Consider the following 25,354-nt stretch of genomic DNA (forward strand, 5'->3'; position numbering starts at 1 on the left):
TATTAGGCACTAATTATCTGAATCAGTAAGCAATTGTCAAAATCGAGATAAGTGTGTATAAATAATTAAAGGTGTATGGTTTCGCTGCAAATTCATCCAGTTAAGTGTATTTCATTCCAATTGTATTGTTCGACAATTCTCAATTCTTTCTCTGCTGTTCGATGGGGGTCTAACTGCAATATGAGGAAGGCTGGGTTTTTGCCTAAGTTTGTTACTGAAAATAGTTTAGATATCTCGTGCGAAATTTGAGATATGGGTTAGGGTGGCAAATGCGAATTTTATTTATGCTTTCGTTCTGATGAATTGGATTCAGCATTACGGCTTTAAAGGTTTTCAAAAACGAATCTAGTGGTCTGTCAAGCTAAAAACTGTGAGTTTGAGGGAAAATATAGTATCCGTCTCAAGCGTCTTTATCCACAAATAGAAATTTTACAGACCACTAGTCGTGAAATCAAAAAAAAATCAGGAGGTTAATTTGACTAAACGAACAATGTCAAAGCTGCCCCCCGATGCGGAACTTTTGGCAATTGAACAAGCATCAATCCGATTGGGTAAAGGCTTTAGCCGTAGTTCAATTTTTCGTAGAATTAGTTCTTGCCAATCAGCCCAATTAAATTGACCTTTATCAAGTTGCAAGGCGATCGCACGAGCTTGTTGTTCAGCATATTGCAATCCTGCAATCGTGGCTTTTACTCCTTGAGGTTGCTCTTTGGTTCTCAGCGATATTCTTTGCTGATGGGGTTTGGTTTTACCTGAATTTGACTTTGGCGGAAATGTCCCCCTGAGCCATAGAGTATTTCCACGCTGTTGAATAGCTAAGTACTTGCACAAAAATAATTATACATTTTATAATTAGTTTTATTAGAAAAACAGCTAATAATACAAAAGGTGCATTAATGCGATTTATAAAAGGATTAGCCCAAGATACTCTCAAACTACTAGAAAGAATTCATAAGCAAAGTAAGCATCATCAAGTCAGACAAAGAGCGCAGTGTATAAAACTGAGCTATCAAGGGTATCAAATTAACGATTTGATGAAAATATTTAATGTTAGCCGTCTGACAATAACAAATTGGTTTAACGATTGGGATGAGTTTAGCCTAATAGGCTTATACGATCGCAAGGGAAGAGGAAGAAAATCAAAGCTGAACGATGAGCAGAAAGAACAAGTAAAAAAATGGGCAAAGGAAAATTCAAGGAACTTAAATATAGTTGTAAAAAATGCTAGAGAAGAGTGGGGTATTTATATTAGTAAAAATTTAATCAGAAGAATTTTAAATTTATTTAAAGTGAGTTGGCATCGAATTAAAAGAGGAGTAGCAGGACAGCCAGACCCTATAGAATACAAGGAAAAAAAGGAAGAATTAGAAAATCTGAAGAGGCAAGAAGATGCAGGAAAAATTGATCTATTTTTTTGCGATGAAACTGGATTTTGCTTAATTCCTTATGTCCCTTATGCGTGGCAAGAAGAAGGAGAAGAAATAATTGTCAAAACTCAGAGAAGTAAACGATTAAATGTCTTGGGATTTTTAAATAGAAAGAACGAATTAGAAACTTATATATTTGAATGTAATATTAACAGCGATATTGTAATAGCTTGTATTGATAAATTTTGCGAACGAATAGTCAAACCGACTGTATTAATTGTAGATAATGCATCAATTCACACAAGCAGCTTTGTATTTGAAAAACAAGAAGAATGGAGACAAAAAGGATTGACTTTATTCTTTTTACCAACCTATTCACCAGAACTAAATATTATTGAAATTTTATGGCGCTTTATTAAGTATTATTGGCTAGATTTTGATGCATATAATAGCTGGCAAAATTTGGTTGAGTCTGTAGAATATATACTTCGGAATTTTGGGGAAGAATATATAATTAATTTTAGCTAAGTACTTAGAATAAGTTTAGGAAAACAGATACAGGATATGCAGTATTTTCACTCAGTAACCAAAGATAAATAAAATCTCTCAGAGAATTTACTGGTTTACCCATCTGAGCATGAAACAATTGCTAATACCGAGGAATACACTTGTGTCTAAATTTACAGCAGTTGCAGCAACGATAGCCAAAGTCAAAGTTTTCCTGAAAAAACATTTGGGATACGAAACAGAGGAATCGCGATTGAACGATAGTTACAGGAATCACTAGAACACAGCCCTGGTAAGGGTTTTGGGACATAGAAGCCAAAGCCGAGCAATCAGTGATATAAGCTTCGCTTAAATTTGAAGATTGTTTATCGACCAATCGCAACTGCTCTTCTTTTTGGGCGGCAATTACTTTTCCTGCCGCAAAAAAAACCCAAAGGGTTTTGGTTAGTTCTTTGAATCAAAAACCTGTCGCCCACTTGAATCTTAGTTGTATTCCCAACAGTCCAGTAGTGTTGATAACAGGTCATTTTCCCTATCTGTTCTTCCGCATCCTTGACATACTTTCTAACCCCGTCCCATTCTGATTCATCGCACAAAAAAATAATTAATGCCATTGCAATTCTCCAAAAGGTTATCCACCCTTTATACATTGCTTCTATAAATTAATCAGTATAATCACTGAACAATGGCAGTAACTTTTTATTAATAGTTTTTTAAAAATCCGGGACTTCATCTACCGACCCATTTGCGTAATGTTTTAAAAGGATATTGGGGGAATTTCCTAGTAGTTTAGCGACTTGAGGCACTGTCAGTCCTCCTTGAAGCAACCATGTTGCAACTGAGTGGCGAATTACTGACGGCGACCGATAAATATTAATTTGACCTTGCTTTATCAAAGTCCCCAAAATACCTGAATATTTTTTTGAATTAGACTGTCGGCATCCCTTCCAGACTTGGCGGGTGAACTTTTGAGCATTAATCAATCCTCCCTTATAAGAAGTAAAAACAGGTGTAGTAGGCTGATAATGTTCAGGTCTGAGTTGTTCCAGGAACTCCTTTAAGGTTTTGTTACATGGGAATTTTCTGGTGCTACTTTTGGTTATCTTCCTGATTTTTAACTCAGAATTGTAACTTTCCTGAAAATGGATGTAGCTAAAATCCGAAGCCACATGCCCCCAGGTTAATGCCACAGCTTCACCCATTCTGCATCCAGTGTAGAATAAAAATTGAACAAATCCGAGGTAATGCTTGTGGTAATCGTGTCCAGCTATCTGCTCTAAAATTAAATCGCGTTCTCGCTGGGAAAATACTTCGATATCCCCACAAATACCCCGTGGTTTTTTGATACTTTGAGCTAAACCTAAATACGGATTTACCGGAATTAGTTTGCTTTCCACAGCCCAAGTACAGCAAGCACTGACGTGCATCAAAACTCGCTTGGCAGTTTCAACTGAAAAATTTTCTAGCAGATAATCCCTAACTTTTAGGCTATCCCTAATATTTTTCCAGGGGAATTTCTCGATGTGATTACTAAATTTGCGTTTGTAATCTTTTTCGTAAGTCGTTTCGGCTAGTTGCGGACGCATGAAATCGCAGTATTTTCCCCAAAGCTCGGTTAAATCCCAGATGTAAATTGCAGAATTATTTTTTTTGGGCTTGTATTTTACGAACGTCCAATCAAAACTGCCATTTTTTAAATCATCCTCAATCTGCCATGCTTGTTCCTGGGCTGTGCGTTGATTTGGAACTGTGGCTGGCAGTCCCAAATGAATATACCTTTGAGAACCTTTAGCAACCTCATTGGGCAGTCTCAAACGGAGATAACCGCGAGAGGTTTCTATCCCGACTGTATACTTTTTTACGGTCATACTTCGTTATTTGCTTATCGCTAATGACTAGCAAACTAGCAAAAAATGGTTTTAACCGAAGGCTGGAACTCTTGAAATTAAAGGCGACACCCGGATTTGAACCGGGGGATGGAGGTTTTGCAGACCTGGGAAAACTACGCAAAGACAAGCTTTTCACTCCTCAACTCTGATTTTTACCCCAAATTTACCCCACACCATTAATTAGTCGAATTTTTCCGAGTTAAGCTTTAGAGTCTTCCAAGTAAAAAAGTGCCCAATTGTCATGCTGAATGGAGCGAAGCGCAATGAAGCATCTCTGTCTATTACATAGCGACTCAGGATCAACAGTTGGATCATTTATTTCTTGGATTACTCTTACTTATAGTTTGGATGTAACTAACTATGGCTTCTGCTGTGGGCAAATTAGTCGCAACCATAACTTGATTGATATTACATACTCTTAACATTGCTTCTTCATTTGCTGTGTTTGATTGCGCCTGGAGAAAATCTCTCAGAAAAATCACTGTTAAAATGTCACCAGAAGCAGCTTTAGCTGCGATCGCCTGATATCCTCCAGATGTAGCGGCGGAGGTTTGTTCTGTAATATTAATGCTAGCTTGGCTGGATAATATTTCGCTGATTGAAGGTGGAGCTACTGTTAGACACTTAGAGAAAAAGTCCTGATGTTTGGTAACAAATTGTGCAATTTCAAATCTTTTGCTGTCATGAGCTAATAGTGCAATATATTTTGTCGAAATTAATTCTGGTTTTTCACTATCAATTATTTCGTTTTCTTCTTTAAGTTCTGAAGGCTCAATATCTGTAGCATCTGTTGATTCTATCTCGACTTCTTCAGAAATTTGATCTGATACAGTGGAAACGAAGGTACTTGTTGTTTCAGAATTATCAATGATATCAGCAGCGCTACTACTATTTTTTTCAGCTTCGCTAATTTCACGTGTAATTGAAATTTCAGGTTGAGCTTCTTCTAAGCGACTAGTCTCATTCGTTGTTTCTAAAGGTTGAATACTACTAACGGATGTTTTGCTTACTTCTTCTAGTTGTGCAATTTCTGGTTCATAAATTTCTTTTACTTCCTCTGAGGATAATACATTAGTAGTTTCGGTAATTGGTATTTCTTCTCTTGTTTGAATGATTGTTTCTTCTAAAGTTTGATCCACTTCTAAAACAATTGGTGTTGTTGTATCAATTATTTCTTCTTCAAAAATATATGCCTCTTCTATAGAAGTAATAGAAGTAATACTAGGTTCAATATTAGATTCTAATGTTTCTTCAATTGCAACGATGTTTTCAGATGTGCTAAATAAGACTTCTGGTGCTTGTAAAGTTGAATCTGTAATTTCTATGTGATTTGAAACTTCATTAATCTCTTCAGAAACATCAGGTTCTAAATACGGTTCGGTTTTTGAAGTAATCTCCTCCAATTCGTTAATTGAGCTAATATCATCTGAATTATCAGTGACTTCTATTATTTCAGTCGATTGATTTACTGCTTCTACTACTTGTGGTGTTTCTGCTGTAGTTTCAATTACATCTTCGGAAACAGATATTTTCTCAGTTTGAACTTTAGTAAAGTCCTGATGATTTGTGACTTCTTCTGGTATTGAAATTACTTCTTCGGGGATACTATTAACAACTTCAGGTACTTGCTCTGCTACTTGTGGCTGATTTCGCTGATTTAAATTAGTACTGTCTCTCAAATTTGCAACCACCGTAGCATCAAAATTTCTATAAACAGTTTCAGCTATATTCTCTGTTTGGATATTTACATCTTCTAAGATAAGAACGAATTCTCCAAGTCGAATTGTATCTCCTGCATTCAATAAATATTTGTGACTTGTTTCGGCTACTTTACCATTAATCAGGGAACCATTTCTGCTACCAAGATCGCAAAAATAGTAGTCTCCATTTTCCAATATTAATTTAGCGTGCATCCGACTGACATCGGAGCTATCAAGAACAATACCTGATTCTGGTGAACGTCCTATAATACATTCATTTTTTATTTTAGTTACTAAATCAAGATTGATTTCGATGATATTTTTGAGAGTTTTGGAGTCGAAGACTTTTATTTTCATAATAAAACTTTATTTTTAAGATTGATTACAATTAAGAATGGTGCATCAATACAGCACAAGATAAGTATACTTAAGGCTTGCTGAATAAAGTTAGAACCTATTCAGAATAAGGGTTTCAATCCTTTTTATTTTAAACAGGTGCAAGCTAGGCTGTTGACTTTGTTGGTTTTTAGGCGATTTTGCGGAAAATTATTCGTGTTATTTTTTGTTTGTGGGGTGAATTTGAAAACCAGCCTCCGGAACTACTATTTTGTATACTGTGTGGCATCTAGATTCTCTTTGTAGAGTTTTTCAGCAAACCCTACTTACTGATTTGATATCCTCAGTATAATTTCTGATTAATTTTATTAATCTCTGTAACCCAGCGTTGTCGTGTGGAATGGTCTAAATTTAATATATCCTCTTGTGCCCAGTGAAAATGATAAGCAACAAAAGCTACCTCCTCGTAGAGTTTTTCTGAGGGGTAGCGCATTACTCCCCCGCAAGTTGAAGCTCTACTGAGAATTGATTGTTGCAATGAGGACATTGAGCGGGGATATGTGCATCTCCCTGTTGATTGACTCGGTTATAAAATTCCCTCAGATAAGCTAAGTCTGTAACTGTAAGTCCTTCTAATAAATCGGGACTGACTGAAGACAGACTCCCCAAGCGAGTAATAACCCGCGACAGCATTACTAAGACTCCGTAAGCTGAATTTTGTCGAACTTTAGGTTCTGTCTGTGTGGAAATTTCATCTCTTGCAGTAGCTAAACGCATAATACCTTGACGATGCACGTGGTTTTGAGCGTCAATTAAACCACGTGGGAGGGTAAAGTTAAATTCAATGTAAAGGTTTTCTTTACGTCGCATAGATTAATAAATTTTGAAGTATGAAAGGTGAGAAAATAATATTTAGCTGCAAACTAGATTTTCTGAAGAACTCTTGGTATGGTTGACAATATTTTCTGGGGGAGTATTCTCAGATTCTAAACCGTTGATATGGCGATAAAAATCTTGAAGAAAATTTAAATCTTGAGCAAAAAAATTTTCTACCTCCAAAGGGGTGATTTCGGTTAATATCCCCAGTCTAGTAATTACGCGAGCAAGGATAATTATTGTTGCATAAGCTGGATTAGACTTAACGCGAGGATCGCGCAAGGGGGAAATTTCATCTATAGCTGTGGAGAGACGCATAATTCCTTGACGATGCAAGTTTCCATCAGAGTCTAAGTAGCCTTTGGGAAGTGTAAACTCAAATTCTGTTTTAAACATAGGACTTCCTAAAATTTTTATGGTTTCACACGTTTAAATTCTTCAAAAGCAATCTCTAATTCTTCAATTTCAATTTCTGTACTGCGAGCATTAACATCAGTAATTTTGTAACTACTCGGCCAAGCACCAGCTAATTCATATTTTGCCTGAGGTTTTGCTGCTTGGTCATAAATAGTTAAATAAGCATTTCTACGTTGTGTTCCCCAATTACCTTCTTGAACAGCTTGAAACCAATCCCAAAGGGCAATCGAGCTTGTCATTCCTCTACGTAAAGTTAAGTTCCCACTTTTAACATTACCAGGAAGTTTAGTTCTAATTGTTTGACCTTTTGTGGCTTTTCCCCATTGATTGGCAGTGACTTCACATATCTCAATTGGTGCTTGAGTTTGCTGAAATCCCCGACATTCTAAGAAGGTTCCATCTACTTGATCGTTAGAACCATCCAGTGTCAATCCCAGGTAAAAACGACAGGCAGTGAGAATTTCCGGGAGTTGCCCTGTAGAATTTGCTTGTACCACCCTTGCTCCCCTCTTATTATCAATTGTTATTGAGACTAGTCTCACTCGTTCCCAGACTAAATATGGGAACGAGTGTCATTTTTTTACATCACTCTTTTTATACCTTCATGAACTAATTCAATAGTTTCATTTGCCATATCACCACCGGAAGCAGTGAGTGTTGGACCAGTATATTTACAGGGATAGCAGTTTCTAATTTCCCAACGTGCTTTTGGCGAACCTTGTTGGTCATAAGCAACTATTTGCCCTGTTTTACGATTTTGTGCCCATTTACGAGCATCTCCCATATCTTCGTTACACTCTTGATACCACTTATAAAGGTCTACATCCACTGTAGCAATCAGTTTCAGGGTGATGTTCGTAAATTTAACTACTGTAGGTGTAGCTTGACGAGTGATTGTGCCACCTTTTGAAGAACCATGAATTTCCTGAGCAGGAGTATTTTCAACACCTAAGCCACTAACTTCTTTGATGAATTTATCAGTAAGACCATCGGCTTCAAAGTAAAATTTACACGCGGTTAAATATTCACCAGGACTAGGCATAAATTAGCTCCATTATATTTAGAGATTAGTGGGAAAAGACTGTTTTGAAATAGAGATTGGGGAGTAGACAACATTTTGCTGCTAGTAACACACCATCAACACAAACTATTCAGCATCTTCCACTCCATTCCATTGGCTAATACGGAAGACGACGAATTCAGCAGGTCGTACCGGACAAACTCCTACTTCAATGTATAAGCGACCTAAAATCATTGTTTCTGGAGGATTCAATTCTTCATCGCATTTGACATAGAATGCCTGTTGTGGAGTGGCTCCAAATAATGCACCTTCACGCCAAATACGCTCTAAGAAGTTGCTAACGGTACGTCGCACTCTTGCCCAGAGGTCTTCGTCGTTGGGTTCAAAGACTGCCCATTGCGTACCTAGTTCAATAGATTTTTCGATGTAGCTAATCAAACGCCTAACGCTGATATAACGCCATTCGGTTTTGTCAGGCTCTACGAGTGTTCTTGCTCCCCAGATACGAATACCCCGATTTGGGAAGCTGCGAATACAGTTGATTCCAATGGGATTTAAAAGTTCTTGCTCACGGAAATTAGTTTCATAAGCTAAACCAATTACACCTCTGGGTACTTCATTTGCGGGAGCTTTGTAAACTCCTCTGGTTTCGTCGGTACGTCCCCAAACACCCATGATATGACCGCAGGGAGGCACAAGAATTGGTCTGCCACCATTACGGGGATTGGGAACTTTAATCCAAGGGTAGTATAGGGCTGCAAACATAGAGCGACGATTAAATCTTTGCAACCAATCTACGACTTCTTGGGGTTTGACGCATTCTGGTGGAGGATCGAGTACAACCATACGATTGGGTGGGTTGGGGATATCTCCACTAGCTGAACCTTCGCACATTGACACCATTAGCTCCATGATGCCGTGGACTTGTTCTATATTCATGACACCTGCTTGATATGCTCGCATCAAGTCCGGGCAAGCTAACATGGTGATTTCGTCGATTTCAAAAATACCACGCACCCCGGTGCGATCGTCCCGTATACCTTCGACATCCTGTGAAAATCTATCCGGTGGGGAGGCAGCAATAGCTGGTGCTAATTCATACTGACCATTGGATGGTCGTCGCCCTAGAGGTTGTCCACTTTGAGATACATCCCTGATGGAGACGTACATCGAATTTCGTAAAGCCGCAACAGCATAAGTAGCTACTTGTGCTGCTGGTTCGCGGTTCATCGTTAAATTTTCGTATTGTTCGAGAGTTTCTTCACCACGACGGATTTGGATTGTAAAATATTCACCAGTGTTTGGTGGGGCTTCTCCTTCTGTGCCTTCAGGTAGGGGACGGGGGGTACTCTCGGAAACCAGAATATTTATTGTTCCACTTGCTGCTTGTTCTGGTTTTAAAGTAAAGCTCAGACATGGACGGTTTCCCCTACCACTAATTTGTAAAGTTGCAGGTTGTGCTGTGGCAGGTTGTGGTGTGCCTGGTAATGAAGTGCCGATACTTGTTATCCAGCAACGACCACCACCATTCATAAAATAGCCGTAAACAGCAAATGGTAGATATGCATCAAAGTCTGTGAAGCCGTTAGAACCTTTACGTGCGAAGTAGTTAAGATACTGCGTCCAATTTGTAACCAGCATGGGTTTGTACAGTTCTGCACCTTCTCGGACATCTTCTGTAAAACCGACAAATCCTGCGACTGCTGTACTAACACCTTCTATGGGTCGGCTACCTCGGTCTATTTCTTCAACGTAAACACCTGGAGCAAAATAGTCAAGTCTTGCCATGTAAACCTCTCGATTTTAGATTTTGGATTGAATCTGGATATCGCTTTTACTCAGGATTGAGGAGATGTGCTATTGGTAGGCACAAAGTAAATAAAATTATGTATTAAGAAGGTGTGAGTAAAACTTCTTTAAAGGTATGGGTTTGGTTATCCACTAAGAAATTACTGTTTTGGGTTGTATAGCCAGAACATGAAAGAGTTAAAACATAGTTGCGTGGTTTTAAGTCTTCAAAGAAAAATACTCCTTCTCGATCGCTAGTCACTGATTTATCCATTCCCATGATGTTAATTTCTACATTAGGGAGCGGGAGATTGGTTCTTGCACTTTTAACCAAACCTGCGATCGCTACTTTTTTGGTGATAACTTTACTGTTGCCGTTACCGTTCTTATGCAATTGGTTTTGGGTGCTAAGAATTCGCTCTAGTACCAACGGAATAGAAGTCGGTTCGGGTTCAAAAGGTATTGTAACTGTTAGGTATAATGCTGGACGGAGGGGGACAGTCAAAGAACTCCACAAAGAGCCTACTTCTATAGGAGGTTCTTGGGATACAGACATAGATAAATTTCCATAACCTCGAAGTTCGGGTGACAAAAATTCCTCTCTTAAAGAACGATGACGCAACAGTAGTGTTAATGCTTCCGTTAACAAGCGATGTTCTCCCAAGGAAGTGGTATCCCAAGTAGTTAGTAATAGCGACACATCAAACCAGCTAGGAGTCCAGCTAACAGTTGCTGGTTGAAACCTACCTCGTTCCATGTTGCGTTCAACCTGCCTACCTGAGTGCTGTACTTGCTTACTTTCACGAATATCGTAAAAATACAAGTTTAATGTAGCCCCTGTTACCTCGTCTCTCCGACTTCCTGGAGGGCTAAAGTCAATTTGCTCTGTGCTTGTCAGGGAAGTTCCTCCAGCTAGGATTTCCGCTAGGGTTTGAAGAAAGGAGATAAGCATAATGCTGGCGATCGAGTTGAGATGCTTCTAGATTAAGAGTATTTCCACAAGATGTTAATTAGACTTTTGTCGAGATTTTTTAATTGACTGGAAATTTAGTAAACATCGACTTGAGAAAGAGTTAGAAAAACTTAAGCCTCTGTATATAAATATGCCGCATTAACTATTTAACTATTTATTAATACCTGAGTTTTTTATTAAATTTTATTACGAGGCGTGATTTTCCTGGTAAGTTTAAGTTTAATACAATTATCCAATATATCTTGTTTGTTAATACACGTCACTATCTAAGTGTTAGTGTGATTAAGACTTAATGATGAAAGTGGCTATAACAAATGCTACATCATCTTTATAGGGTTGTTTATGTGTCTGATTTTGTTATTTAGTGTTCTGTTGTATTTAATACAAGTTTCTAATCGAACAAGTCAAGCTACTGAGTACAGCTATGGCAATAGAATTATCTGTCCAGCATGTTCAATCTAAAAGTAAATATTCCAAACTTATAGATTTAGATAGTTTCTGTCTCCAACAACTCGAACAGTTAACTATTCAATATCCTATTTGCTTTGCTCGTATTGTCTATTATGATGTACTTGTAAAGTCACATCGAGAATTAATTAATTATGCACCCGAACAAGCAAATTTATCTCAAAGCCTCATCAGTTTTTTCCGAAGGGAAGAATGGTTCACTGAATATTATGAGACTTTTACTTTAAATAGAATTAGCCTCGACAATTTAGATTTATTCTGTTATATATGTCCATTGGGATATAAAAACAAGAAGCCTGAATATATTCAGTTACTTACAAAAGAGCCTCTTTCTTCAAAGTTACAAAAATACGTAATACAGTCTGTTGTTCTGTTAAGTAAATATTTCGATATTCATTTAGAATGGGAACAGCAAAGAGCAGAAATACAATTACTCGAACATATAATTCAACGTGCAACACATCAATTGCGTAATTCTTTAGGGCTGATTGGTTTGTATGCAAAAAATCTATGTTTGGCATTACATGAAAATTCTTGTAAAGAACAAGCAAGTATCATCAGTGAAAGTATTCAAGAATTGGATACTAATTTGACTGAGTTAATTTATTGCGGTCACAAAGATAAATTAAGGGTTAGTTTGCAAGATTTACGAAGTGTGGTAGAAGAAAGTTTGAGAGGCTTACTTCCTTTGACACATCAAAAGAAAATACAAATTTCATTACCAGATACATCTACATCTTTACTAATCGATCGCTTGCAAATCAAGCAAGTATTCGATAATTTACTTAGCAATGCTGTCCATTTTAGTCCAGAAAGTGGAAATATTCAAATTAGTTGGCAAGTTTTTCACAGCGAAGTAATTATCAAGATTTGCGATCAAGGTTCGGGATTATCGAATGAAGATACACAAAAGATATTTACACCTTTTTATTCCCGTCGTCCAGGTGGTACTGGATTGGGTTTAACTATTGCAAAAAAAACTATTCTTGACCACCAGGGTAGTATTTGGGTACAGAATTCACCAGAAGGAGGTGCCCAGTTTTTTGTAGTTTTACCGAGACCAAAAGTTGTTTAAATAATTTTAATTATTTATTCTAGAGGCAAAAGTACAAAATCATACTTCAATAAGTATTAAGTGTTAAAAAATCAGAATTTTTACCTCTAGATTAAAATAACAATATTTTGTTTGTCGTTTAGTTGTTTGCAATTATTTATTGAATTGAATTTTATGAATGTAATTAAAACTCTTTCGATTCTACTAGTTGATGATGAATCCCGCTTTCGTCAAGGATTGAAAACTCTTCTAAGTTTTTATGATATTAATGATTCTTTGTCTTTAGAGGTGGTTGGTGAAGCTGAAACTCAGAAAGAAGCCTTAAATATAGCGGCTCAATTATCTCCGGATTTAATTTTACTAGATTTAGAACTTGCTGGGGGAGATGGAATTACAACATTAGTTAAACTCAAAGAAATATCTTATGCTGGCAAAGTTTTAGTATTGTCAGGACATCAAGAAGATGATTGGATATTTAGAGCTATGCAAGTAGGTGCTGCTGGGTATGTATTTAAAACTCGTTTAGCAACCCAATTATTTGATGCTATTAATACTGTTTTAAAGTCGGAAGTTTATTTACCTGCGGAAGTTGCTAGTGGTTTTTTCCGTAGTTTTCAAACTAGTTCAGATTCATGTTTGCAAATTCGTCGTCAGCTACACTTGACAGAGCGGGAACAAGAAGTTTTAAACTGGTTAACTCAGGGAGCTTCTAATGAGGAAATTGCTAAACAATTATATGTCACTGTTGCAACTGTCAAAGCTCATTTGACTAGTATTTTTGAAAAACTGGAGGTTACAAGTCGTACTCAAGCTATTGTTGCAGCTTTAAAGTTAGGACTAATTCATGCTTAATATTTTTGTAAATGTTTAGTTCTTATTGGAGTAAAATTAGTGCCGATCAAGAAAAACTTATATCAAGAATATAGGTGTTATTGTAATACACCACTAAATTGCGATCGCCCTTTGCAAACTGTTATCGATACACCGGAAGCAAAACATCTTCCAGTCAAATACTGCACTGGTTGCGGGTTTCCAGCAATTATTGCCCAAAATACTGAGATTAAGGGTAATCGTATTTATAAAGTTACCAGTTTCCTGGGTACAAGGGGATTGGGACGTATGTATTCAGGGGTACGTATTGATAATAACCAACCTGTTGTGATTAGGGAATATTTACTGCCTAACCGCAGTTTTAATGATGAAGAGACTCGTCAGCGCAAAGAGAAATTTCAACGTGTAGCAGGGGTAAGTCTTGCAGATGGTAGAAATCAGAATTTTCGTTTGATTAATGCTGTAGAAGCTATCAAAGACGAACGGGGAGAGCGCTGCTACTTAATTATTCAGGAGGTGGATGTATCCCAAACTTTAAGGCAATATTTACAAGAAAATGGTGCGATGGAAGCTTCACAAGTACGGGAAGTTCTCAACCAAGCATTGCAAACTCTGCAATTTCTCCACACTCAAAAGTTACGTCTACCTGCGAATCAAATACAGCAAGGAATGGCTCATGGCAATATTAGCTTAGACAGTATTTTAATTAAATTAGAAAAAAATCAAAATCATCAAAGTAATCAACAGTTTTATATATATTTTTGCGATTTAGCTATTTACGAATCTTTGTTTGAACATCCTACAGTCCAAGCTTCACAAGCTAAACCAGAAGAAGATTTAATTGCATTAGGGCTAGCAGCATTTTATTTATGCTTAGGACGAGATATTGATAGTAATTCTGGTCAACCTCTCAACCCTAAAGATGATAGACTATGGTCGAATACTGATTCTCACCTCAAGCTATTTCTTCATCAGTTGATTGGGTTAGATACTCCTTTTGAAAGTGCAGAAATAGCACGTAAAGCATTATTACAACTTCCCAAACCAAGTCAAAGCAATAGTTTTACGACTTCACAGCAGGAAGAAAAACAAGAAAAAGGTTGGAACAAAACTTGGTTTGTTTTTTGGGGAATTTTAGCTTTAATATTGCTAGGAGGTGGTATGTGGTATTTTTTAAGACCAAAATATCCTAGCCTCAAACGGGAAAACCCTCTTTGGTCTCGTCTAGTTCCTAACTTTTCTGATGTTCCTAATCTTCCACCAAGAGAATTTACTTATACGGCAGAAAAAAACAGTACATGGGGTTTTATTTTAAGACAAAAACCACAGACGACGAAATTGGTTGAAGAAACACTTACTAAAGTCTCAAATACAACATTTAATTACCAAGCTGTACAGTCACCAGATGTCAGAGTTCGTAGCTTACCATTAGACACAGTACGGGAATGCACAATACAATCATGCAAAGCATACTTTGCCATTACATCTTTTCCAGCAGAAGATGGGGGGCTAAAAAGTCAAGCGATCGCATCCGATGGTTTACTTATATATGTTGCTCACAGTAAAAAAGACTCTAATCTTCCTCAGCTTCTCAAAGGGAAAATCAGTTTAGATTCACTGCGTAAAATTTATACTGGTCAAATTACAAACTGGAAGGACGTAGATAAAAATTTACCAGATTTACCAATAAAACCCTATGCACCAACCGAACCTGAAGCTGTTTTATTATTCCAAAAAAGAGTATTGAATGATGACCCGCAATCAATAGCTAACTACAAAACAGTAACTACGCAATATACCCAAGCAACCGAAGAAACCACAAAAGTAATACGCGCACAATTTGATGAGAATCAAGCTGGTATTATTGCTTTTGGGATTATCGGCAAAGTCTGGAATCAGTGTAATGCCTATCCTCTAGCTATTAGTGACTCTGACAATAAAGGAAATGCTATTCAACCTTTATTTAAACCAGAGGGTCAACCCATAGACCCAGACATAGATTTATGTATAAAAAGAAATTATTATATTGATGAAAGTAATTTTCAGCGCTATCCTTTGGGCAATCAACTTTTTGTGGTGTACCCTAAAGATAACAGCCTACCTCCTGGGGGTTCGGCATTTTGCAAATTGTTAATCACCCGTGAGGGTCAATCTCTCCTGCAAAAAGCAGGGCTAGTTCCTTTATTGAGTCTACCTGAAAATGCCTGCCAATAAGTGTTCTAATTCCGGTTGCGAATATTTCAACCGTCCTTTACCTAACAACATGGAGTGTTGCCCTGGTTGCGGTAGACCACTTGGTAATGTTATTGCTTCTGCACCAGCACAATCTACTCCCCCTCCGGCAACTCCAAATGTTGTTTCGTATCGTCAGCAGGTTCAAGCACCTCAACCATCGCAGCAGCAGCCTTTTCAACAACAAATACTCTCAGAAAATACCGATTACCAACCCCATTCCCCCTATATCCAACCAACACCAGCACAACCACCCCGCCTGGTTCGACCTGTGCTAAAACTAATACATACAGCGACAGGGAGAGAATTTAGCTTTCCGGGGGAAGAGGGGCATATTGGTAGGCGATCGCAAATTCACGGGACAATTCCAGAAATAGATTTAGTGGGTATTCCCCATGAGGGTGTTGTTTCCCGTTCCCATGCACGAATTTTTTGGGACTGGAATCAAAATAGTTATATGATTTTGGACACTAGCAGAAATGGTTGTTATCTCAATAGGAATCCACTTTCTCCGGGAGTTAATTATCGCTTGAGTAATGGGGATTCCTTACAACTAGGTCAAGATGGTTTAGTGTGTTTTACGGTATTGTTGGTGTGATTATCCGTGACGATAAAAATGAAATCTTCCAAAACCCAGAAATTGACTGTGAGATTTCTCTCCAATCGGGGATGCTGTAACTCCAAAGAGATAAACACCTTCAACCATCGGATTTTGCACCGCTTCTAAGGCAATAGTGATGGTTTTTCCGGGAGGTACTGGTGGGTTAAAAATCATTGATACAGTTTGGTTTTTTTCATCGCTGCTAATATCTTGTAATCCTAATTTTTGTCCTTCGTGCGAACTATTTCCTTCAAACGCAAAACTCTTTTTTAACCGAAAGCGAATATATTCTAAACCTTCACGCTGGTTGATTGTAATTTTTTGTAATGGTTCTCCAGCATTCTCCGGCAAGTCAATGGTGAAATAATATTTCACACTGGGAATACGAATTTCTTTATAACTTGTTCTGGCTGCAACTAGACGCGGCACTTGGGTAAAATATGTTGTTTTTATTGGTGAATTCGTAGGTAGTGAAGGTGTATTTAATGGAGGTTTAGTTAATGGAGGTTTAGTTAATGGAGGTGTAGTTAATGGAGTAGTTGCAGGTAGTGGGTTAGTCACGGAAGTGGCAACATCATTACCATCACCTTTTGAGTTAAAAGCAAATGAACCAATTAAAGAAGATGATTCCCACGGTGTTTGCTGACCAGTAGTTTTTTGGACGACATCTACACGTACTCGCTTAAACATTTGCTCCACATCTAAACCGGGAGTTTTAATATATTGCAATAATGCCGAACTATAAGGACTATTACGACCTTCACCGTCGAGTGCAGTTGTACCTGGTGCTGTGGCATAAGCAATTAATACACCCTTGACTGTTTGTGCGGGTGCTGCTAATCCACGACTTAGCGATCGCCAACTGCGGCTAAAGGGATTGTTACGACAGGCATCTAAGATGATGATATTAGCATCATTACCTGCATCTTCAATCACGCCAAGTAACTTTCCCATTGGAAAAGCTTCATAACGGACATCTTGCTCTCGATTCATCCGTGCGTCTATGGGAACAAAATAATTTTCTCCATCAACTTGTACCCCATGTCCAGAAAAATAAAACAGTCCGATTCCACCTTGACGCAAATGACGATTAAATATCTCAATAGCTTCTTCCATTTGTTTTAGTTTTACATCTTGGAGTAGCGTCACTTCAAATCCAAGTTGCCGTAAACTATTAGCGATATCATTAGCATCATTGAGTGGATTTTTTAATCTACCGACTTCTTTGTAGTCTGCATTCCCAATTACTAGCGCGGTTCTCCGTTGTCGTTGTGCAGTGGTAGGATTCTGAGCAATTATTTTTTCGATTTTGTCTGTAAGTGTATCAGGCAACATCCTCAACTGAGTTACATTTGTCTGAAGATGGGAAGAAGCGATCGCCGAGTTTTTATCAGAATTTTCTATCTCTAAAGTCAATGTTAACGGCAACAATAGTGCTGCGATCGCAAATGAGGATTGCCATCTTCGCTGTAACATCGCTTTTCCTTTGTGTAATACCAGTACATATATTTTATGCATATATTTTCAGATTTTAGCTTTTTCTGAATAGATTTTTCTAAACTGGATATCTTTAAAGTAATAATTCACAATTTACAAAACGCAATCTTAAACTTTTCTAAGTTAGACCTTTGGCTAATTCTTATTTTCATATATAGCCTTTAGTCTGAAATTAAGAACATATTTTTTTAGATCGTGGATTCACAAAGTATCAAACCTTCTATTGCCCCCATTAGCGATATTGGTGGTACGGCTGGATACGCTACTATACCAGTAACTTCTGAAGCTGCTGCTGGTAAGTATCTGAGCGACTCTATTTTATTGGATAAATTGTGCGATCGCGTTTACGAATTGTTACAGGAAGACATGCGATCGCAACGTGAAAGAGTCAGAAACTATGGTTCGAGGAGGTGGTAATTATGTCTAATAACGGTACTGTGACACATGAATTAAATTATGTGACTAGCAATCGTTTTTATGTGGAGATAGATAGTGCGATCGCAGCTTCTTTTACTGAATGTACAGGATTGAGCGTTCAAATTAAGAAAAATGTTTTTTTTGAAGGTGGTGTCAATGACCAACAGCGTATTTATTTAGGTCACGCAGAATTTGCAGATATAACACTGAAACGGGGAATTACAGACCACTTTGGCTTTTTAAACTGGATGACTAAAATTTTTGATGAAAATAATAGCGATAAAAATCTTCGACGCAATGTCAACATTATTTTATTCAATCAAGCAGGAGAAACAATGATGAGTTGGACTCTCATTGGAGCAATTCCTGTTACTTGGAAAACACCTACCTTGCAAGGAGATGGTAATGCAGTTGCGATTGAAGAACTGACTTTAGCTTATGAAGGATTGAAAGTCTCTAAAGACAAAGGTGGTGGTAATCCAGTCAACCGAGAATCAAAATCAAGATTTTTTTCGTCTAATTAATCCAATTAAGTTATATTTATCAAAAGCCAACAATGCAAGTAATTCAACCTTTGCTTGGTTTGTCTACATTTCCACTAGGAATCGTCAAAAATTTTGACCTATCGAATAGACTCTTACTAAAACAAGATTCTAATTTTCAGTTGGGTTTTAAAAATGCTATTCAGCCTTTAGGAGCGAGTTCAAGAGTAGGATTACAGACTAAATTACCAGGTGTACAACCATTAGTAAATTATTCTAAATTATTACTACCTCGTCAAGATAAAGCCGTAATTGACGAAAAGGTATGGAATAGTGAAAATTGGGATATTAATGAGTTTACAACGTTTTCTACATATGAATTAGAGAATGAGTTAGAAACTGATATTTTTCTGAGTCAAGAAGAGGTAAACACTTCTTCTGATAGTGAGTTCAATAGTAATATAGACTCCATAGAAAATCCTTTTACAACTATTATTACTGATTTATTGCCAAGCAATAATCAAAGTAATTTTGATGTTCATATTGAAAATGAAGGCAATAATATTAATAATGCGAATATTGAAACTAACAATATTTATGCTACTAGCGATATCAGAAAAGAAGAAAATATCCTAGAACAATTACCTAAAAAATCAAAGTCAAAATCAAAGGAGACATCGACAACAAAATCTAGAACTAAAAAAAGTAGCAATAAAAAATCTCAGAACGTAGTGGCTAATAATATTCAGTCTAGCCATAATGAAATGTCTGGAGATACTTCAGTCAAGCAACATTTACAACAAAATCAATACATTCCAGCACAGCAAGAAATATCTCATCCAGAAAAAGAACCATTAAACCAAGAGTTGATAGCTTATTCAGCAGAGAATACGGTTTTTCAGAAAATAGAAGAATCAAATGATATAGACCAATATATATTAGAGTTAGATGCGATCGCACCTGATAATCATATTATCAATCAATCAATTAATAATGAACCCACTCAGAACAATTCTTTTACTGTAATTGATGATTTAAAAGCACAGGAAAGCTTACCAATTACCGAATCTAATTTTAACATAATTCCTGAATTGCTTTTACAAATGACACCTGATGCTTTAGAAAGTAACAGGGTTAAAGAAAATAAAAATGTTTGTGAAAATTTGAATAATTATCAAAAAGATATACCACAAACACCACAAAAATATATTGCAGAAAATTCAACTACTCAAGAAGAATATAAACAGCATAATATTGAACCGAATACAATAAAAAATCAGTCAGAAAATAAGCCAACTTTAGTCATAGAAGCATCTTCTGCTAACTCCAATGAGATTATAAATACAGCTTACACTTCAGAAAATTCCATAAACTATGTTCCAGTAAAAGAGAATATTAACTCAGCAAATACAGAAAATAAGGTAGAAAGTGAGGTTAAATTATTACCTATTCCAAAATCAGCAAGTGAAAATAAAATTGTAGAGAATCAACCAATAATAATTGAAGAGAAGAATCACATAAATACTCATGACAATAATTTAGAGACAATAACTAAAGATATTTCTCCTGTAGCAAATTTTGATTTTGTGGTTCCAAGTATAACTCAGGATAATTTAGAAATACATCAGGAATTAAATCATCCCGTACAGCCAATAAACTCCGATGTAGAAAATACCGATACAAATAACATTGTCACCAATTTAATAAACTATCAACAAATCGAATCTACTGGAATACAACAAACTCACTTATATCCAGAAGTATCATCTGATGATAATTTAGAGATTCCTAATATTCAAGAAAAAACGGAGAAAGATAATAATACACTAAAATTAACAGAAGGAAATAATATTAGTCATGACATTTCCAAAGAAAATCTTAATAATATAGCAAATAACGCAATTGAATCCCAATATTTAGAAGATAGCGAACAGTCGTTAAGTATCAAAACAGAAACATCGCAACAACAAACACCAACAGAGCTTTCGCTCTCAAAGCTTGAAGATAATTCTTTAGAAACGCAAGCTGTAGAAAATCTTCCTGATATAAACGAGGTATCACAAAAAAATCATTTTGTTAACTTATTAAATAAATTATCTGATAACCTACCCGATCATTTAGCAGATAACTTACCAGCACCTACAGGTTATGCTACTGGTGGATTAGTTGCACAAACTAATATATCAGACAATTCTGCGATCGCACCTTCTGATACTGTACCTGCAATGCTGACTCCTGGAGAGTTTGTCATTAACGTTAGGGATGCACAAAAAAATATTAATGTATTGCGTCATATTAATACTGGTGGAACATTACCAGAGAATATAACTATCTCGAAAACTCCAAGTATTGAACCAATAGAAGTAAAAGACACTAGTTATATTCAACCTTTGACTCAAGTAGATAATTTCCAAAATAGTCCTGATATTATCTCTCCTAAAATCACAAATACTTCTGTTTCATCCTTGCCAAGTCCTAAAATTAAAAATCCTGTAATTATTGCACGTCATCCTTTGCAATTTAATACATTTGATAACTCAAATCACAGCTTACCCGATGAAAACTTAACAACCAAAATACCGAATAATCATAATAATTATTCATCTCCATCTTTAATTTTTCGGCAAGCAAAGACAAAAAATACAGCTACAGATAATAACTATAATACTAGTTTGCCTATTCAATGGGGAAGCGTAGAAGAATTATTAAATGGGAATGCAGATGAATTTATAACATTTAATTTTAGCCAAGATCACCATCAGAAATCAAACTTAGATGATTTGACAAATTTACAAACACCACAAATATTGACTAAGCGCTTACCTGCGATTCAAGGTTTTGCTGATGGTGGAGAAGTGGCTGAATCAGATATTGCTACAGATATTGAACCTATAACAGAAACCATACAAAGTCCCACAGAATCAGCTAATAATTCTAATTCTTCCAACGAAGAGAAAAGCAAGGAGAATTCTCCAGATTTAGAAATATTAGCTCGTGAGATTTATAGCAAATTGCGGCAACGTTTAGAAATAGAAAGAGAACGTTACGGAATGTATTCAGGTCGTTTACCTTGGTAGTTTTTATTTTCAATAATTCCATCAAAATTTGTAATATTTAATTAAATGAGGAGAAATAAATAAATGTATAGCAACACAAATAAACCTACATTTATAGAACCACAAAAACGTCATGCAAAACTCGAAAAAGCAAAACTGAAAGCTTATAACGGTGAGTCTGATGATATTGAATTTATGTTTAATCCTACGGAACTTAGTTTCACAAGGGCTGTAAAGTGGGAAAGTAAGCAAGGCAATAGAGGAAGTGAACTATTACCAAAAGTGAATTTTTCTGGTGTTGAGCCTTACAAATTTACTCTCAAACAATTACTTTTTGACACCTATGAAACGAAAAAATCTGTAATTGATGAACATATAAACAAAATCAAAAAAGGAGTAGAAACAGTAAAAGGAGCTAGTGATAAGCGTCCACCAGTTTACATTTTAATGTGGAAAGATGAATATTTTTATTGTGTAATTACTAGCTTAACTTACACTCTTAATATGTTTTTAACTGATGGAACACCTGTAAGAGCAATGGTAGATATTAGCTTACAAGAAGTTGATAAAAATAATCTCCCAGGTGGTAAAAAATCATCTAGTACAGGTAAAAATCGCACTAATAATTCTCACGCTAAGAGCTTACCAAATACTCCTCCAGATAAGAAGTAGTCATAAAAATACAGTAGTCAATTTGAGTGTTTATTATTCTTTTAACTATAAAAATATGCCTGCACAAGTAAAAGAAAGTCTTTATTTATGCCAACCACGTTTGCAATTTTCTAATGGTAGTGGTTGGGAAAATATGAATGCTGAATTAATCAAAGATTTACTACAAATCAGCATCGAAGAAAGCTTACATTTGCCCGCAATGTTTACTTTAGTCGTACATAATAGTTATATTCCTGCTAGTGATAAACCAGAAAGTCGTCCGAAACGACATGAGAAGATTTTTGAGATTGGTAAGAAGATACGCTTGGGTTTTGTTTCCAGTACAACTCAAGATAGTAATTTTAGGGAAGATGACAACGCTTTTATGATTGAAGGTGAAATTACAGGAATTGAAGTTCACTTCAATGAAAAATCTGAAGCTCCTATTATAGTTCGCGGTTATGATATTTCCCATCGCTTACATAGAGGTCGTCACAATCGCTCGTTCCTAAATGAAACTGATGCTGATATTGCAGAAAAAATAGCCAAAGAGGTTGGCATACAAAAAGGTCGAATAGACCCAAGTGGAGAGCCTCATGAATATGTCTTTCAAGAAAATCAAACTAATATGGAATTTTTGCGCGAAAGAGCAGCTCGTATTGGTTTTGAATTTTTTATTACAGAGGATAAACTCAATTTTTGCAAACCCCAAAGCCAGAAAACTTTATCATTAAGATGGCTGGTTGATATTAGTCATTTTAGTACCCGCGTTACTAGTGCCGAGCAGGTAAGTGCAGTAGAAGTACGCAGTTGGGATTACACTCAGAAAAAATTAATTACCTCAACTGCACGATCGGAAAAAGTCATAACCAAAACTGGAAATAAACGGGGAAGCAGCATCAGCACCGAATATAATCTCAACAATAAACCCCCTAAAATGACTGTTGTAGACCAGCCTGTATCCACCGCTAAACAAGCAGAAGTAATGGCACAGGCATTGTGTGACGAACTCGGAGGTGAGTATGTATATGCTGATGCCAAAGCCGAGGGAAATCCACAAATTCGACCGGGAAAACTAATCAAGCTTGAAGGAATGAGCGATCGCTTTGATGGTGAATATTACGTAACCGAAACCCGTCATTTTTATAACCAACGAATTTATTCCACTGAGTTCAGCGTTCGCGGATTGCGATCGGGTAGTTTATTAACTACGATCTCTCCACAAGTCCATTTACAACCAGGTCAGACTTTCTTAGCGGCAATTGTTACAGATAATAAAGACCCTAAAGGTTGGGGTAGAGTCAAAGTAAAATTTCCCACCCTCACAGAAGAACATGCCAGTCATTGGGCTAGAGTTGTTGCATCTGGCGCTGCAAACGGTAGGGGTTTTGATTGCTTACCGGAGGTGAACGACGAAGTATTAGTTGGTTTCGAGCATGGGGATATTCACCGTCCCTATGTAATTGGTGGTGTCTGGAATGGTAAAGATGCACCACCGGAAAAAGTGGATGATTCCATCCAAGGTGGTAAAGTGCGGTTGCGGACTATTAAAACTCGCACCGGACATACACTACAATTTGTCGAAGAAGATAAAGGTGGTAGTAAAACAGGTGTTCGCTTGCAAACAAATAAAGGTCACAAAATTTACTTAAACGACAGCGAAGCATGTATCGATATTGAAACCAAAGGTGGTCATAAAATCAAAATGGATGACCAAGGTAAAGCGATATCGATCGATTCTACAGGGAATTTATCAATCAAAGCAAAAGGTAATATCGAAATTAAAGCCAACGGAATCATTACCGTGAATGGGGCAATGATTTATTTAAATTAGTAGAGACGCGATATATCGCGTCTCCACAACTACGATTTATTTTTTTCTATTTGCAAATATCAAGGGATAAAATTATGGCTGGTAAACCTGCTGCTCGTGTTGGAGATATAACTGCTCACGGTAGTCCCTTGTCCATTGGACCGGGTAGCATGAATGTAATGATTGGCAAAAAGCCAGCTTGGCGAGGAATTTCCGCAGCGCAAGCAGCGTTATTAGCACAAACCTTTGCTAAGGGAATGGAAGATATTGGTAAAGCGCAAGTAAAAATGGCTGCTGCTAGTGGAACACCTGCCGCACCTGCTGCCGCGACTAATCTTGCCGACACTGTTGTAGAAGCAGTGGGAAATATGGCAAATTTAATGGCTAGTTTTGCCGCAGATATTCACAGTTGTCCCATTGTCAAAGTTACAGTTCCTGATGGTGTAGGTGTAGTCATCGACGGCAGTCAAACTGTTTTAATTAACGGTCTTGCAGCTTGTCGTATGGGCGATACTGTTCAGGAAACCACAAGTGTAAATAAAATAGCTGTGGGTGAATTTACCGTCATGATTGGAGGGTAAAACAGGCTAAGTACTTAAACAAAAATATTTATGCTTTCGCGAATCAATTTGATTCAACTTGATTCAACTCAAACCCTTGCGTTGGCAAAGCCTGCCCAAAGGGCTTATGTTTCGTTACACTTCGCTTCACACTCCTGCGGAGAAGCAAGCTACGCAATGAAAAATATATATTTAATTTCGTAAAAGTACTTAGTACAAGAAAATTCAAAATCCAAAATTATTAGACCTTTGGCGAATATTTTTATATTTGCAGTCTCGATATTCTAAATATAAATAACGAGGGCTGTCACAATGTCGGATACAGTTGATAGTCAAGAACGAGACTATTTAGGGACTGGTTGGGCTTTTCCGATGCGATCGAGTTTGCAGGGAGGATTGCAACTATCTTCGGATGCTAAAAAAGTAGAAGAATCGATGTGGATTATTCTTCGCACGGGAGTTGGTGAGCGGGTGTATCGTCCGGATTTTGGTTCGCGTTTGGCTGAACTTGCTTTTGCTCCCATGAATAGTGAAACCCTTATGCTGGCTCGTCTTTATGTTTTAGAAGCGCTAGAAGTTTGGGAACCACGCATAACTATAGAAAAAATTATAATCGAACCCTATCCCGTACAAGGTATTGATAAAAGTCTTAGTAATTCATATTCTATGAAGGGCGAAGAAGGTCGGTTAGATATTATTATTTATTATCGCCTCAAAGACCAACCCGATATTCATAGTTTTGTTTATCCATATTATTTAGTTTCGACAACACAGGAATAGGTTGTCTAGAAACGCGATGTATCACACCTCTACATCAA

The 25,354-nt window shown here is 36.9% G+C and carries 25 protein-coding genes; 13 read left to right on the forward strand and 12 right to left on the reverse strand.

Annotation, left to right across the window (positions count from 1 at the left end):
• Nucleotides 1-462: 462 nt before the first annotated feature.
• Nucleotides 463-831, reverse strand: coding sequence for a hypothetical protein (locus tag CK510_RS33235; protein WP_245911836.1), 369 nt, complete (start codon nt 829-831; stop codon nt 463-465).
• 65 nt (nt 832-896) lie between these two features.
• Between CK510_RS33235 and CK510_RS03610 the strand changes: the two genes are divergently transcribed.
• Nucleotides 897-1,895 carry an IS630 family transposase gene (locus CK510_RS03610; protein WP_095720391.1) on the forward strand — a complete coding sequence of 333 codons (999 nt, stop codon included), beginning with the start codon at nt 897-899 and terminating at the stop codon, nt 1,893-1,895.
• Nucleotides 1,896-2,239: 344 nt separating this feature from the next.
• Here CK510_RS03610 and CK510_RS03615 read toward each other — a convergent pair whose 3' ends face one another.
• Both CK510_RS03615 and CK510_RS03620 read right to left on the reverse strand, forming a co-directional pair.
• Entirely contained in the window at nt 2,240-2,488 is a 249-nt protein-coding gene (locus CK510_RS03615) for a hypothetical protein (RefSeq protein ID WP_095720392.1), read from the reverse strand.
• A 99-nt stretch (nt 2,489-2,587) separates the two neighbouring features.
• The gene (locus CK510_RS03620; RefSeq protein WP_095720393.1) at nt 2,588-3,742 is read right to left on the reverse strand and encodes a tyrosine-type recombinase/integrase; all 1,155 of its coding nucleotides are present in this window, start codon (nt 3,740-3,742) and stop codon (nt 2,588-2,590) included.
• Nucleotides 3,743-3,765: 23 nt separating this feature from the next.
• Here CK510_RS03620 and CK510_RS32535 point away from each other — a divergent pair, with 23 nt between their 5' ends.
• Nucleotides 3,766-3,912 carry a hypothetical protein gene (locus CK510_RS32535; protein ID WP_211293076.1) on the forward strand — a complete coding sequence of 49 codons (147 nt, stop codon included), beginning with the start codon at nt 3,766-3,768 and terminating at the stop codon, nt 3,910-3,912.
• A gap of 162 nt (nt 3,913-4,074) precedes the next feature.
• Here CK510_RS32535 and CK510_RS03625 read toward each other — a convergent pair whose 3' ends face one another.
• The 8 genes from CK510_RS03625 to CK510_RS03655 all read right to left on the reverse strand — a co-directional run bounded on the left by CK510_RS03625 (nt 4,075) and on the right by CK510_RS03655 (nt 10,853).
• A complete protein-coding gene (locus CK510_RS03625) occupies nt 4,075-5,820 on the reverse strand; it encodes an FHA domain-containing protein (RefSeq protein WP_095720394.1) in 1,746 nt (581 codons plus the stop codon).
• A 322-nt stretch (nt 5,821-6,142) separates the two neighbouring features.
• Complete coding sequence (locus CK510_RS34200) at nt 6,143-6,346, reverse strand: DUF6760 family protein (RefSeq protein ID WP_342745927.1); 204 nt, start codon at nt 6,344-6,346, stop codon at nt 6,143-6,145.
• Nucleotides 6,292-6,669 (reverse strand): hypothetical protein, encoded by a 378-nt coding sequence (locus tag CK510_RS03630; RefSeq protein WP_095720395.1) that lies wholly within the window; start codon nt 6,667-6,669, stop codon nt 6,292-6,294. The genes CK510_RS34200 and CK510_RS03630 overlap by 55 nt, the downstream gene beginning before the upstream one ends.
• A gap of 42 nt (nt 6,670-6,711) precedes the next feature.
• Nucleotides 6,712-7,071, reverse strand: a complete 360-nt coding sequence (locus tag CK510_RS03635; protein WP_095720396.1) for a hypothetical protein — start codon at nt 7,069-7,071, stop codon at nt 6,712-6,714.
• A 17-nt stretch (nt 7,072-7,088) separates the two neighbouring features.
• Nucleotides 7,089-7,589 (reverse strand): phage tail protein, encoded by a 501-nt coding sequence (locus tag CK510_RS03640; protein WP_095720397.1) that lies wholly within the window; start codon nt 7,587-7,589, stop codon nt 7,089-7,091.
• An 83-nt stretch (nt 7,590-7,672) separates the two neighbouring features.
• Nucleotides 7,673-8,134, reverse strand: a complete 462-nt coding sequence (locus tag CK510_RS03645) for a contractile injection system inner tube protein (RefSeq protein ID WP_095720398.1) — start codon at nt 8,132-8,134, stop codon at nt 7,673-7,675.
• 105 nt (nt 8,135-8,239) lie between these two features.
• The gene (locus tag CK510_RS03650) at nt 8,240-9,901 is read right to left on the reverse strand and encodes a phage tail sheath family protein (protein WP_095720399.1); all 1,662 of its coding nucleotides are present in this window, start codon (nt 9,899-9,901) and stop codon (nt 8,240-8,242) included.
• 103 nt (nt 9,902-10,004) lie between these two features.
• The gene (locus CK510_RS03655) at nt 10,005-10,853 is read right to left on the reverse strand and encodes a Pvc16 family protein (RefSeq protein ID WP_095720400.1); all 849 of its coding nucleotides are present in this window, start codon (nt 10,851-10,853) and stop codon (nt 10,005-10,007) included.
• A gap of 445 nt (nt 10,854-11,298) precedes the next feature.
• Here CK510_RS03655 and CK510_RS03660 point away from each other — a divergent pair, with 445 nt between their 5' ends.
• The 4 genes from CK510_RS03660 to CK510_RS03675 all read left to right on the forward strand — a co-directional run bounded on the left by CK510_RS03660 (nt 11,299) and on the right by CK510_RS03675 (nt 16,057).
• Nucleotides 11,299-12,417 carry a sensor histidine kinase gene (locus CK510_RS03660; RefSeq protein ID WP_095720401.1) on the forward strand — a complete coding sequence of 373 codons (1,119 nt, stop codon included), beginning with the start codon at nt 11,299-11,301 and terminating at the stop codon, nt 12,415-12,417.
• 153 nt (nt 12,418-12,570) lie between these two features.
• On the forward strand, nt 12,571-13,248 hold the full coding sequence (locus CK510_RS03665; RefSeq protein WP_095720402.1) for a response regulator: 678 nt from the start codon (nt 12,571-12,573) through the stop codon (nt 13,246-13,248).
• A 39-nt stretch (nt 13,249-13,287) separates the two neighbouring features.
• The gene (locus CK510_RS03670; protein ID WP_095720403.1) at nt 13,288-15,441 is read left to right on the forward strand and encodes a substrate-binding domain-containing protein; all 2,154 of its coding nucleotides are present in this window, start codon (nt 13,288-13,290) and stop codon (nt 15,439-15,441) included.
• The gene (locus tag CK510_RS03675) at nt 15,428-16,057 is read left to right on the forward strand and encodes an FHA domain-containing protein (protein WP_095720404.1); all 630 of its coding nucleotides are present in this window, start codon (nt 15,428-15,430) and stop codon (nt 16,055-16,057) included. Before CK510_RS03670 ends, CK510_RS03675 begins: the two co-directional genes overlap by 14 nt.
• Here CK510_RS03675 and CK510_RS34205 read toward each other — a convergent pair whose 3' ends face one another.
• A complete protein-coding gene (locus CK510_RS34205) occupies nt 16,058-17,578 on the reverse strand; it encodes a DUF2808 domain-containing protein (RefSeq protein ID WP_342745928.1) in 1,521 nt (506 codons plus the stop codon).
• A 174-nt stretch (nt 17,579-17,752) separates the two neighbouring features.
• Between CK510_RS34205 and CK510_RS03685 the strand changes: the two genes are divergently transcribed.
• The 7 genes from CK510_RS03685 to CK510_RS03715 all read left to right on the forward strand — a co-directional run bounded on the left by CK510_RS03685 (nt 17,753) and on the right by CK510_RS03715 (nt 25,316).
• Complete coding sequence (locus CK510_RS03685) at nt 17,753-17,974, forward strand: hypothetical protein (RefSeq protein ID WP_095720405.1); 222 nt, start codon at nt 17,753-17,755, stop codon at nt 17,972-17,974.
• Nucleotides 17,975-17,976: 2 nt separating this feature from the next.
• Entirely contained in the window at nt 17,977-18,498 is a 522-nt protein-coding gene (locus tag CK510_RS03690) for a contractile injection system inner tube protein (RefSeq protein ID WP_095720406.1), read from the forward strand.
• A 32-nt stretch (nt 18,499-18,530) separates the two neighbouring features.
• Nucleotides 18,531-21,533, forward strand: a complete 3,003-nt coding sequence (locus CK510_RS03695; protein WP_095720407.1) for a hypothetical protein — start codon at nt 18,531-18,533, stop codon at nt 21,531-21,533.
• 63 nt (nt 21,534-21,596) lie between these two features.
• Nucleotides 21,597-22,184, forward strand: coding sequence for a CIS tube protein (locus CK510_RS03700; protein ID WP_211293077.1), 588 nt, complete (start codon nt 21,597-21,599; stop codon nt 22,182-22,184).
• A gap of 55 nt (nt 22,185-22,239) precedes the next feature.
• The gene (locus CK510_RS03705) at nt 22,240-23,997 is read left to right on the forward strand and encodes a VgrG-related protein (protein WP_095720408.1); all 1,758 of its coding nucleotides are present in this window, start codon (nt 22,240-22,242) and stop codon (nt 23,995-23,997) included.
• Between the two features lie 74 nt (nt 23,998-24,071).
• A complete protein-coding gene (locus CK510_RS03710; RefSeq protein WP_095720409.1) occupies nt 24,072-24,557 on the forward strand; it encodes a PAAR domain-containing protein in 486 nt (161 codons plus the stop codon).
• Nucleotides 24,558-24,848: 291 nt separating this feature from the next.
• Nucleotides 24,849-25,316 (forward strand): GPW/gp25 family protein, encoded by a 468-nt coding sequence (locus CK510_RS03715; RefSeq protein ID WP_095720410.1) that lies wholly within the window; start codon nt 24,849-24,851, stop codon nt 25,314-25,316.
• The last annotated feature ends 38 nt before the right edge of the window (nt 25,317-25,354 follow it).

It is taken from the genome of Brunnivagina elsteri CCALA 953 (genome assembly GCF_002289455.1).
In the GTDB taxonomy this organism is placed as follows: domain Bacteria; phylum Cyanobacteriota; class Cyanobacteriia; order Cyanobacteriales; family Nostocaceae; genus Brunnivagina; species Brunnivagina elsteri.

Bases quoted from the DNA above. Each gene is read 5' to 3' on its own strand.
- CK510_RS03610 (WP_095720391.1), top strand. From the start codon at position 897: ATGCGATTTATAAAAGGATTAGCCCAAGATACTCTCAAACTACTAGAA.
- CK510_RS03615 (WP_095720392.1), bottom strand. From the start codon at position 2,488: ATGGCATTAATTATTTTTTTGTGCGATGAATCAGAATGGGACGGGGTT.
- CK510_RS03620 (WP_095720393.1), bottom strand. From the start codon at position 3,742: ATGACCGTAAAAAAGTATACAGTCGGGATAGAAACCTCTCGCGGTTAT.
- CK510_RS32535 (WP_211293076.1), top strand. From the start codon at position 3,766: ATGACTAGCAAACTAGCAAAAAATGGTTTTAACCGAAGGCTGGAACTC.
- CK510_RS03625 (WP_095720394.1), bottom strand. From the start codon at position 5,820: ATGAAAATAAAAGTCTTCGACTCCAAAACTCTCAAAAATATCATCGAA.
- CK510_RS34200 (WP_342745927.1), bottom strand. From the start codon at position 6,346: ATGTCCTCATTGCAACAATCAATTCTCAGTAGAGCTTCAACTTGCGGG.
- CK510_RS03630 (WP_095720395.1), bottom strand. From the start codon at position 6,669: ATGCGACGTAAAGAAAACCTTTACATTGAATTTAACTTTACCCTCCCA.
- CK510_RS03635 (WP_095720396.1), bottom strand. From the start codon at position 7,071: ATGTTTAAAACAGAATTTGAGTTTACACTTCCCAAAGGCTACTTAGAC.
- CK510_RS03645 (WP_095720398.1), bottom strand. From the start codon at position 8,134: ATGCCTAGTCCTGGTGAATATTTAACCGCGTGTAAATTTTACTTTGAA.
- CK510_RS03650 (WP_095720399.1), bottom strand. From the start codon at position 9,901: ATGGCAAGACTTGACTATTTTGCTCCAGGTGTTTACGTTGAAGAAATA.
- CK510_RS03655 (WP_095720400.1), bottom strand. From the start codon at position 10,853: ATGCTTATCTCCTTTCTTCAAACCCTAGCGGAAATCCTAGCTGGAGGA.
- CK510_RS03660 (WP_095720401.1), top strand. From the start codon at position 11,299: ATGGCAATAGAATTATCTGTCCAGCATGTTCAATCTAAAAGTAAATAT.
- CK510_RS03665 (WP_095720402.1), top strand. From the start codon at position 12,571: ATGAATGTAATTAAAACTCTTTCGATTCTACTAGTTGATGATGAATCC.
- CK510_RS03675 (WP_095720404.1), top strand. From the start codon at position 15,428: ATGCCTGCCAATAAGTGTTCTAATTCCGGTTGCGAATATTTCAACCGT.
- CK510_RS34205 (WP_342745928.1), bottom strand. From the start codon at position 17,578: ATGCATAAAATATATGTACTGGTATTACACAAAGGAAAAGCGATGTTA.
- CK510_RS03690 (WP_095720406.1), top strand. From the start codon at position 17,977: ATGTCTAATAACGGTACTGTGACACATGAATTAAATTATGTGACTAGC.
- CK510_RS03695 (WP_095720407.1), top strand. From the start codon at position 18,531: ATGCAAGTAATTCAACCTTTGCTTGGTTTGTCTACATTTCCACTAGGA.
- CK510_RS03700 (WP_211293077.1), top strand. From the start codon at position 21,597: ATGTATAGCAACACAAATAAACCTACATTTATAGAACCACAAAAACGT.
- CK510_RS03705 (WP_095720408.1), top strand. From the start codon at position 22,240: ATGCCTGCACAAGTAAAAGAAAGTCTTTATTTATGCCAACCACGTTTG.
- CK510_RS03710 (WP_095720409.1), top strand. From the start codon at position 24,072: ATGGCTGGTAAACCTGCTGCTCGTGTTGGAGATATAACTGCTCACGGT.
- CK510_RS03715 (WP_095720410.1), top strand. From the start codon at position 24,849: ATGTCGGATACAGTTGATAGTCAAGAACGAGACTATTTAGGGACTGGT.